Annotated in this window: 3 protein-coding genes; all 3 read left to right on the top strand. The window is 35.6% G+C overall.

The window, feature by feature from the left end; all coding sequences use genetic code 11:
- A partial coding sequence (locus CIK94_RS09335; protein WP_144008365.1) for a glycosyltransferase family A protein occupies window positions 1-1,114 on the top strand: 1,114 nt, incomplete at its 5' end.
- Window positions 1,115-1,120: 6 nt separating this feature from the next.
- A complete protein-coding gene (locus CIK94_RS09330) occupies window positions 1,121-2,215 on the top strand; it encodes a polysaccharide biosynthesis protein (RefSeq protein WP_094422799.1) in 1,095 nt (364 codons plus the stop codon).
- A 45-nt stretch (window positions 2,216-2,260) separates the two neighbouring features.
- Complete coding sequence (locus CIK94_RS09325) at window positions 2,261-3,121, top strand: sugar nucleotide-binding protein (protein ID WP_094422797.1); 861 nt, start codon at window positions 2,261-2,263, stop codon at window positions 3,119-3,121.
- Window positions 3,122-3,133 lie beyond the last annotated feature (12 nt).

Here is a 3,133-nt window from a genome sequence, read left to right as displayed (position 1 = left end):
AAAGAACCGTTACAAGTATCTTAAACATCTCGTTTCTCTTATAGAGAATTACAGAGATTCGCGTATAGAATTACTTGTTTATGATAATTCAGATGATAATTCTGAGATTCTTGAATTTTTATCAGGAAAAGAGCTTATAAGTACATGCTATCATCATGATTCTGATAAATTATCTATGGGTGAGAATGCTGAGAGGGCTATTAATAAAGCAATAGGAGAGTATATTTGTTTCATTGGAGATGACGATGCTGTATGCCGTAATATCGCTGATTGTGCAGAGTGGATGAAACGAAATCAAGTGGATGCGGTACGTTCGTTGTATCTAAACTACAGTTGGAATGAAGATAAAGGAGAAAGACAAGGGTCGGTATATTATGATAATATTTCATATGTTGGCAAATTAGGTAATCCATTAAATGAATTGAAGAAAGTACTAAATGATGGTGTTCCAGAGTTTGAGTATATGGCAAAAATATACCATGGAATAGTAAAAAAAACAGTTATAGAAGATGTTCAAAGAAATGGACAATGCTTATTTTCTGGTCCAACACCAGACATGTCTGGAGCAGTGGCTATTTCATTTTTCATAAAAAAATATGTTATGATTGAAGTCCCTGTTGTCATACCTGGTATGTCGAAAATGGTTGGTGGTGGAGTTATGGGTAAAGTGCTAACTCTTGACGAGGTGAAATTTATAACAGATTCTGATCGGAAGAAATGGCCAGTAGATATCCCTTCTCTTTGGGCCACAGAAATAATTTGGCCTGTATGTGCCCTTAATGCACTTAAATCGATAAAACGCGAAGATTTTATTAAAGAGTTCTGTAAAAATAAAATGCTTTCTCGTTTAGTGGCTGTGCATAGAACTTATGTAAAAGAAGCATTTCAATATGCAAATAATAAGATAAATTTTCTATTTGTTTTTATCTCCTATTTGATAAGGGAGGGATTTACATATTTGTATGAAAACAAAATAAAGTCAAGACTGAATGGCAAATTGTTAGGCAAATATAATCTTTATAAAGGTTTTAATACAATTGCCGATGCAGAAACGTTCCTAATGGAACAAATAAAAGATTTCTCATTTGATTCATTAATAATTCAACAAAAATAATAGATTATGTCAATTTTTAAAAACAAAACCCTGTTAATAACAGGTGGTACAGGTTCTTTTGGTAACATGGTACTTAAGCGTTTCCTGGAGAGTGATATTAAGGAAATTCGTATTTTCTCACGTGATGAAAAGAAGCAGGATGATATGCGTCATCATCTTCAGGAACAGTATCCTGCTGATGTTGCCGAAAAGGTGAAATTTTATATCGGTGATGTGCGCAATCGTCAGAGTGTGGATATTGTAATGAGGGGTGGAGTTGACTATATTTTCTCGGCAGCTGCTTTAAAACAAGTACCTTCATGTGAGTTCTTCCCTATGCAAGCGGTTGAAACAAACGTGTATGGCACTAATAATGTATTAGAGTCTGCCATTGAACATGGCGTAAAGAATATAGTGGTTCTTTCTACAGATAAGGCTGCTTATCCTATTAATGCAATGGGTATTTCTAAAGCAATGATGGAAAAGGTAGCTACTGCCAAGGGACGTCAGCTTGGTGAGAATGCCAAAACAACAATTTGCTGTACCCGTTATGGCAATGTTATGGCTTCTCGCGGATCTGTTATCCCTCTTTGGGTAGAGCAAATGATGGATGGTAAACCTATAACAATTACAGATCCCAATATGTCTCGCTTTATGATGACGCTTAATGATGCTGTGGATCTTGTTGTATATGCTTTTGAGCATGGTCACAATGGTGATTTGTTTGTTCAAAAGGCTCCTGCTGCAACACTTGATGTACTTGCCCAAGCACTTAAAGAAACTTATGCGGAGATAAATCCTAAGTATTTAGATACAGAAGTTAAGGTTATCGGAACTCGTCATGGCGAGAAACTCTATGAAACTCTTGTTACTCGTGAAGAGATGGCTCGCGCCATTGATTGTGGCGACTACTATCGTATTCCATGTGATGCACGTGACTTGAATTATGACAAGATTGAAGGTGGTAATCCTGAAATAGATAAAATGGAAGAGTATCATAGTCATAATACTCATCGTCTTGATGTTGCGGGCATGAAAGAACTTCTTCACAAACTAACATTCATTCGTGAAGATCTTGGTCTACAACCAAGAGCTAAGGCTAAAGAAATTCGTTCAGAATAAGATAGTTAATAGACATAGGTCAATAGATTAATTATATTATAAAAAATGAAAATATTAGTTCTTGGTTGCAATGGAATGGCTGGTCACCTTATCTCGCTCTTCTTCAAGGAGCAAGGGCATGAGGTGATAGGCTTTGCCCGTTCTGCCTCTAAACTTCTGGATAATACTATAATTGGTGATGCATCAGATATGAAGCTCATCAAGACCATTATTGATGGAGGTAAGTATGATGCTGTCATTAACTGTATTGGACTCCTTAACCAGTTTGCTGAAAATAACAAGGCAATGGCCGTCCTCCTTAATGGTTATCTACCTCATTATTTGGTGGAAATAACAAAGGATACCAAAACTCGTATTATTCATATGTCTACTGATTGTGTATTTGCAGGAAATGATGGGCCTTATTGTGAGAATTCTTTGCCAAATGGAGCATCATTTTATGATCGCTCTAAGGCAATAGGAGAATTTAATAATGATAAAGACCTGACTTTTCGTAATTCCATAATCGGACCAGATATAAAAGAGTCTGGTATTGGTCTTTTTAACTGGTTCATGAAACAGAAAGGACCTATAAATGGATTTACAGGTGCAATTTGGACAGGTGTAACTACTTATACACTTGCAAAAGCAATGGAGCAGGCTTTGTGTGAAAATCTTACTGGATTATACAATCTTGTTAATAATGAGAGTATAAATAAGTATGATCTTTGTGGTCTTTTTAACAAATACTTTCGCAATGGCGAAATTGTTATAAACCCAAGTGCAAAATTACAACTTGACAAGACCTTAAAGTGTACTCGTTCGGACTTTTCTTTTGTAGTTCCTTCTTATGAACAGCAAATTAAAGAAATGCATGAATGGGTGAACCATCATGCAGAGTTATATCCACATTATTTTACTCGATAATAATTATTAATT

The sequence above is a fragment of the Prevotella sp. P4-51 genome (genome assembly GCF_002251455.1).
Classification (GTDB): domain Bacteria; phylum Bacteroidota; class Bacteroidia; order Bacteroidales; family Bacteroidaceae; genus Prevotella.
This window is presented reverse-complemented; position numbering and strand designations above follow the sequence as displayed.